The sequence below is a fragment of the Ciceribacter sp. T2.26MG-112.2 genome (assembly GCF_900492205.1).
Classification (GTDB): domain Bacteria; phylum Pseudomonadota; class Alphaproteobacteria; order Rhizobiales; family Rhizobiaceae; genus Allorhizobium; species Allorhizobium naphthalenivorans_A.
Genome location: NZ_UEYQ01000049.1, coordinates 1 through 6428, shown reverse-complemented (window position 1 = coordinate 6428; position 6428 = coordinate 1). Strand labels below are relative to the sequence as shown.

The window sequence follows — 6428 nt, the reverse complement described above, 5'->3', positions numbered from 1 at the left end:
TCATGGCGCGGCCGCTGATCTCGGCCGGGATGGTTGCAAAGATGCTTGAGGTGACGCCGCAAGGAGCGCGGCGGATTGTTCAGGAACTGGGTTTGAGGGAGATGACGGGCAGGGGGAGGTTTCGGGCCTGGGGTGTCCTTTAAAGGGAGCATACTCACCGCGCGCTATTGGTATAATTGCGTATGGCCTGTTAATCGTGCTGCAGGACAAGCGCCAGGATGTAGTTATCTTCCCGGTAGCCCCGGGCTTTTTAAGCAGGTACTGCCGCGAGGTCCGACAGCTCATTGAACAGCGCGCCATTGTGAAGCGCGCCAGGCTTTCGCTGGAGTGATCGATGGCCTGACGAGATCTCAGGGGAAATCAACAATCAGCAAGCCGAACTTAATGGCCAAAGAGATTGATTACTTTCGGGTTCGGCGCCTCTGGCTCAGGAAGTTTGACGCCCGAGACGATACAGAACATTTCTGCCTCCAATCCCGCCTCCGCGGCAAGACGCCGAACGGAACCTGGAAATGCTTTTTCGAGAGCGGCCATTGCAGATTGGAGAAGCTCCGGCTCTTCTGCGGCAATCTCGTCGTCGTGGCGTTCCATCTTCTTTTGTCCTGTTTTGCTAAGATGGATGTAGCCGGTACGATACTGGTCCGCAGATATGATTCCCAGATCGTATGCCCGTCGGATGATTGCAGCTGCAGAAACCTTCCAACGAAGCTTCATGGCAAAAATTGCTTGCCAATTTAGCAGCCGTCCCCTTGGGAACTCGTGGATGAAAGAAGATCGGGGAAGGAGGAATGCACTCGCGAACCGATTGGCTTGGCTTTCAGTCGCTTTGTCTCCGGTCTCAATCCCTCGGTGCATAATTAAATGGCCGCATTCATGAGCGAGATCGAACCTAAGGAGAACCGCAGCAGGCTTGGCTTCGCTTCTGATGATCATAGGCCGAGGACGTTCGATGGACAGCGCATCGACACGCTCCGATACCCCGCTGACGAAACTCACGACGGCACCTGCGTTTTCGACAACACGCATCATGCTGGAAACCGGCCCAGACCCGAGTCTCCAGATGCGGCGTGCCTCCTCGGCCGCCCCCTCGATCTCCGCTGAATTGGTGACATGAATATCAGGGAACGACACCTTTGGAAGTTCGAGCTCACGGTCGAGTCCGCCGATGAACCTGTCGAGCAGCGTTCCACGCGCGAGGACCTGGCTGACCACAGACATAGGCGTCGTTCTTTGTTTGATTGCGCTTCCCGACCGACACCTTGGCCCACTGTGGTCGGACGGGCATCATCCTGCACGAGCATTTTGGCACGCCGTAGGATCATGAGACATGTGAAAGGTGCATTGGCCGCGCACGCGCTCGTAGCGCCTTTCGAAACGTGGTTCAGAAGGAACTGGCGGGAAGGCCCGCCAAAATCTCAGATGGGAAGCGTTCCCTGAGGCAGACTGTTATCTTCGCCCTTACGCTTGCCGAGAACCTCGCCTGTTCCAAGGATTTCCGACCGTTTAACGCCGCCATAGTCGCTCAACAGGCCAAGGATTACTTTGGCTTCAACAGCGAGTTCCGAGGGTTTTGCAAGTCTCTTTGCGAAAGCCGCCTCCTCTAGAGCCTGAGCTGCTCTGAAAAGTTCCTGACCGGAATTTGCCTTTGAGAAAAACTCCACAAGCCCCTCTACGGGCAACTCTGCCACGGCGTTCTCAAATCCACTTCGAATTTTTGCCGCTGCAGCGCCACTTTGGTCGAGGAAATCGGTCGCGACGCTTTCCGCAAAATCGAGATAGCGCTTGGCCGCTTCCTCGTCGCTTTGGCCGAAGATCATCCCTGAACGGAAATGCTCTCGTCGCGCGTCATGATCGGCAAGAACAAGTTCCCTTCCAAGGAAATCTGCCGCAATCGAAACCAAAGCGCAGGTAAAATAGAACGCCCTGGTTATAGGACCGGCTACGAGCCGCTCACGATCCCGAGCCTCCTTCAAGAGTTTCACGGCATCATCCACCCAATGATTCAGAGCAGCGAAGTCAATGCCCCTGGATATTTCGAGCTTGGCCGCTTCAACGACCGCGCTGACGGTCGATCTCTCAATCGTCGTTGCGCGCCACTCCCTGTCTACGACTTCAAACGGGAGGCGCTCTCCATCGTTTGAATAACGTTTGACGATTGCGTCAAAAACACCACTCGAAAGAACTTTGATCTGAAGTCGATTGGCAAATTTGTATGCAGTATCACGTGCACCTTGAGATGCGATGACGGCATCATCTGCACCAACCGCGGCTTGCAAGCCTTTGAGCCATACCGCTCGCTCAAATGCCTTACCGCGCTTTTTATTCTTAATGTCGACGATCGTAATATGGCGGGAAAGCGGGCTCGATCGGGTATAGACCCAAAGGTCGATGTCCGTAACTGTCTCGGAACCCTCTTTGACCGGAACACCGCGCAGGACGAACGAACCAAGGCCCTTGAAGTATTCGCGGATAGCTTCCTCAGCGACCCCGCCCTTATCAATGCCATCGTTATCCTTCGCCATCAACGCTTCCTCAGAATGTTCAATGACCGCGCGGCCGCAGCCTTAGCTTCGGGAATATCTTTGCGGCGTTCCTCTGTACGCGCTGTTTCTGGTCCTGCAAAGTCCGTCTGTCGGTTCCCTATAACGAGCTCGGCTGCAATTTTTGCCGCGTCTCCCCGGAGAACCAGTTCACGGGCCATCTTGCCGACTTCCGGTTTTAGCAGGGTCAGTCTGTGACCGTTCGATGAAGACGAAACTTGAACCACGCCCTTGCGCTCTAGGGCCGTATAATCGCGTTTGATGGCGTTCGCCCAGCCTTCGACATACCCTCGATTGATAAAGCGATCCATCAGCACATCGGGGGCTTTAATCTGTCCACGCGACGCCGGGCTTGCGAGAATACCGAATGTTAGGCTGCTGGAGAGAGCCTTGGCGTCATCAAGCATGTCCGCCAGTCCGGACGGAACGAACTTGGTTAGCGCCTCAGGTTTTGTGACAAACTCGGTGCTGCCGTATTCATTCGCTACGATGCTTACCTCAAAATATCCGATTTGGTGGAGTTTACTCCAAAGAACGTCGCCTAAGATCTTTTTAACCGCCGCTGCTGGGAGACATCCACTTTTCCCAAGTCGATCGTCGGCCTCCAAAAGATTCTGCTTCTCTACATCGGATAGGCTATCAAGGATCTTCTTTGCTTTACCAGCGTGTTCACGTTTGAAAAGGGAACCATTGAAGTATAGCCTATCTTCTCCCTTACCTTCATAATCGACAAAGCCGATGTGTTCTGATTGAACAAACAAATCCTGAAGCTCGGTTTTCGATAGCTTGTATGTGTCAGAGATTTCCTCCGAGACGTCTGCTCTACGGACTGGGCTCGTGCTGCCTCGTTCGGCTAGGTCAATAGCTGCGTACTCGATGCCCTCCGGTTCGTGGGCGTCGAAAATCCCGGCTGCGTGGTCGAGCAATCGGGCTTGTGTGACACCCAAGACCGATACACCGTCGCTGTCCGTTTGAACCAGTCCTTCGGACATGAGTACATCTAGCAGACCGGGTAGCTCATGCTTGCGTATGCCAAGTTGCCGGCCAAGTTCAACGACCCGCTCGTTGTCGACAGTCCATTGCTCTTCTTTCGAAATCGCTGAGAGCAATCGAGCCGATCTGCCGGCGGTTGCGATGTTTTCGAACTCGACTGTTTTGCTATTCAACAGTTTCTGATCGTGATGAAGAAGCCATCCACCAACAACGCCTTTCGGAAGTTTTCCTTTATTACCAGACATATATCGCCTCGATTTGATCGCCTTCGAATCCCGAGCAGAGACTAGGATTTAAAATATCTTCTCCCTCATGGCGAGTAAAAACGGATCCACTCAAGTCTTCGTAGCTGGCAAACAGCACCGAGGCCAGCTTTGGGCGTTCATCTACGCGGAGGGTGCGGAGTCGCAGACCGTGGCATATTGGATGCGCATTTCGATCTCAAGGTTGCCTCCGCGGGAGTGCGAAGGAGAACAAGCGTGACGAAGACAGCTTGAATGACGGTGCGTTACGAAACCGTTTTAGATGAAGAGACCTAGTGCGGTGGATCGATTACATGGTCGGTGGTTCGCATCCCTTCAAGGCGAGGCTGTGAGAGCTATTGCTCCAAAAGAAGACATTCGGATGACCGGACTTATAGCTACTACGGGCGTACAGCGGTAAGTGACCCCTGCATCAGGATGGATTAATGCTCACGTGGCCAGTCCGGATGTAGCCGATCGATCATGAAGGCGTGACTGTGCCGGTGACCGTGGCGATGGTGTCCCTCGCGCAGATGCGGGTCGTCATCTGCAAGGTCATCGTGACTGTGTTCCACCTCGGCTTCATCTGCCATCTCCCACAGTGACAATGCGGCAACCAGACCCGCCGCGCCCATTGCCGCCATAACCAAGGCGGTCCCAGGAAGACCGATTGCGACGCCGAGCCACCCCGCGAGTGGGTAGGTTATCAGCCAGCAGGCGTGAGACAGCGCGAAATGGGCGGCGAAGAGCGCCGGCCGATCCTCCGGATGAGCTGACCGCCGCAGCAGACGGCCGGATGGTGTCTGAACGACGGAGTAGCCAATGCCGAGCAGAAACCAAAGCGCCAGCAGCAGACTGTAGGTCTCGATGAATGCAGTCGCGATCAGGCCTGCACTGAGAAGTGCAGCGCCGTAGAGCATGACGAACCTGTCTGAAACTCGGTCGAGAAGCCTGGGCAGCAAGAGCGCCGCGAGCATCGAGCCCGACCCGAATGCCGCGAGCGCAATCGCCGTGTCGGAGGCTGTCAGTTCGAACTTTGCCTGCACGAAGACGACGGTATTGACGATCACTATGGCGCCTGCGGCAGACACCGTGAGGCAGAGCGCGAGCAATCCCCTCAGCCGCGGCGTCGCGAGATAGATCTTCAAGCCGCGTGTCGTCCGCTCGTAGATGCTCCGGCGCTCTTTCGCGGGATGATTTGGCAGCGTCACGGAAACGACGAGTGCCGCTGAGGCCAGGAACCCGAAGACGGTTCCGGCAAAGAGCGAATGGAAGGAGATGACCGTCAACAGGGCCGCCGCCAGGATCGGGCTGACAAGGCTTTCCAGATCATAGGCGAGACGTGAGAGAGAAAGCGCCCGGGTATAATCCTTTTCTGCCGGCAGGACATCGGGGATCGTCGCCTGGAATGCCGGAGTAAAGGCGGCGGACGCAGACTGGAGGACGAAGATCAGGACATAGACCTGCCAGATCTCCGTGACGAACGGCAGACAGAGCGCGACTGCGGCCCTAATGACATCGAGCGTAACCAGCATGGCCCGGCGCGGTAGCACCTCTGCGAAGGCTCCGGCAACCGGGGCGACAGCCACATAGGCGATCATCTTGATCGCCAGCGCTGTGCCGAGCACCGCTCCGGCACGATCACCCGCGAGATCGAAGGCAAGCAGACCAAGTGCGACTGTGGCAAGCCCCGTTCCGAGGAGCGCGATGACCTGCGCGAGAAACAGACGCCGATAGGTTCGATTGCGCAGAACATCCAGCATCGACCGCGTCCTTCAGAGGTACTTCGTGATGGTCTTAAAGTCGTCGATCGTCTTTCGCTGCGAGAGATCCAGCGCGCCCACCGTTTCCTCCAGGCAATGGTCGAGATGGTCCTGGATCAGCGTGCGCTTGGCGTTGCGGACTGCCTTTTCGACGGCATCCAGTTGTTGCGCGATGTCGAGACAAGGTTTTCCTGCCTCGATCATGGCGGTGACACTCCTCAGATGGCCTTCGGCACGCTTGAGGCGCTTGATGATATCGGGATGCGTTTCGTGTCGATGCTCGCTCATGGGCAATTCCTATCCCCCTGGAGGGGATATTTCAATCGGCTTTCTTGTTCCCGCCATCAGTCAGAGCAACCGCGTTGGCCATGAAGTTTTGGGTGGACGATAATTCGGATCCGCTCAAGGCGTTTCGAGACTTGGTCATGCCCATCAGCTTTTAAGCACCGCTGTGGCGGCATTGCAGGGCTCGCGGCCCTCGCACCAATTAGTCGATATCAAGCGCCCCTGTCGAACCGCGAAAGTTTTTGCTTGCACCTCTAGTGGCTAGAGGTCGTACGATTAATCTTTCACAATGTGAGGATTTCCAGTGAGCGACTCGTTACAAACTCGTTTCCGGGTAACCGGAATGGCACCCCCTATCCTGCAGGCACGTTTCCGTATCGGCGGAATGGATTGTGCGTCATGTGCCGCCAAGATCGACACGGCCATCAGACGGATAGACGCTGTCGAAGACGTCGCCGTGTCGGTGACGGCCGGAACCATGACGGTCAAACATCGGCAATCAGCGGATATGAAAGCCATCGAAAAGCGGGTCTCCGGTCTCGGTTACACGATCGTGCCCATCCCAGGCACCGACCGGCACTCATCGTCTACTATCCAAGAAGCTT

7 protein-coding genes are annotated in these 6428 nt (G+C 55.9%); 2 read left to right on the top strand and 5 right to left on the bottom strand.

Annotated elements, in window-relative coordinates:
• A partial coding sequence (locus DYZ14_RS23695) for a helix-turn-helix domain-containing protein (protein WP_269749467.1) occupies window positions 1-143 on the top strand: 143 nt, incomplete at its 5' end.
• Between the two features lie 238 nt (window positions 144-381).
• Here the strand turns inward: DYZ14_RS23695 and DYZ14_RS23690 are convergent.
• The 5 genes from DYZ14_RS23690 to DYZ14_RS23670 all read right to left on the bottom strand — a co-directional run bounded on the left by DYZ14_RS23690 (window position 382) and on the right by DYZ14_RS23670 (window position 5826).
• Window positions 382-1218 carry an ImmA/IrrE family metallo-endopeptidase gene (locus DYZ14_RS23690; RefSeq protein ID WP_154722884.1) on the bottom strand — a complete coding sequence of 279 codons (837 nt, stop codon included), beginning with the start codon at window positions 1216-1218 and terminating at the stop codon, window positions 382-384.
• 197 nt (window positions 1219-1415) lie between these two features.
• Window positions 1416-2522 carry a hypothetical protein gene (locus DYZ14_RS23685; RefSeq protein WP_154722883.1) on the bottom strand — a complete coding sequence of 369 codons (1107 nt, stop codon included), beginning with the start codon at window positions 2520-2522 and terminating at the stop codon, window positions 1416-1418.
• Complete coding sequence (locus tag DYZ14_RS23680) at window positions 2522-3778, bottom strand: hypothetical protein (protein ID WP_154722882.1); 1257 nt, start codon at window positions 3776-3778, stop codon at window positions 2522-2524. The genes DYZ14_RS23685 and DYZ14_RS23680 overlap by 1 nt, the downstream gene beginning before the upstream one ends.
• A gap of 440 nt (window positions 3779-4218) precedes the next feature.
• Window positions 4219-5538 carry an MFS transporter gene (locus DYZ14_RS23675; protein WP_154722881.1) on the bottom strand — a complete coding sequence of 440 codons (1320 nt, stop codon included), beginning with the start codon at window positions 5536-5538 and terminating at the stop codon, window positions 4219-4221.
• A gap of 12 nt (window positions 5539-5550) precedes the next feature.
• Window positions 5551-5826 carry a metal-sensing transcriptional repressor gene (locus tag DYZ14_RS23670; RefSeq protein ID WP_054148722.1) on the bottom strand — a complete coding sequence of 92 codons (276 nt, stop codon included), beginning with the start codon at window positions 5824-5826 and terminating at the stop codon, window positions 5551-5553.
• 340 nt (window positions 5827-6166) lie between these two features.
• Here DYZ14_RS23670 and DYZ14_RS23665 point away from each other — a divergent pair.
• The coding region (locus DYZ14_RS23665) for a heavy-metal-associated domain-containing protein (RefSeq protein ID WP_154722885.1) at window positions 6167-6428 on the top strand (262 nt) is incomplete at its 3' end.

What these genes read in the sequence shown, in the direction of transcription:
- DYZ14_RS23690 (WP_154722884.1), bottom strand. Translation starts at nt 1,218, where the DNA reads ATGTCTGTGGTCAGCCAGGTCCTCGCGCGTGGAACGCTGCTCGACAGG.
- DYZ14_RS23685 (WP_154722883.1), bottom strand. Translation starts at nt 2,522, where the DNA reads ATGGCGAAGGATAACGATGGCATTGATAAGGGCGGGGTCGCTGAGGAA.
- DYZ14_RS23680 (WP_154722882.1), bottom strand. Translation starts at nt 3,778, where the DNA reads ATGTCTGGTAATAAAGGAAAACTTCCGAAAGGCGTTGTTGGTGGATGG.
- DYZ14_RS23675 (WP_154722881.1), bottom strand. Translation starts at nt 5,538, where the DNA reads ATGCTGGATGTTCTGCGCAATCGAACCTATCGGCGTCTGTTTCTCGCG.
- DYZ14_RS23670 (WP_054148722.1), bottom strand. Translation starts at nt 5,826, where the DNA reads ATGAGCGAGCATCGACACGAAACGCATCCCGATATCATCAAGCGCCTC.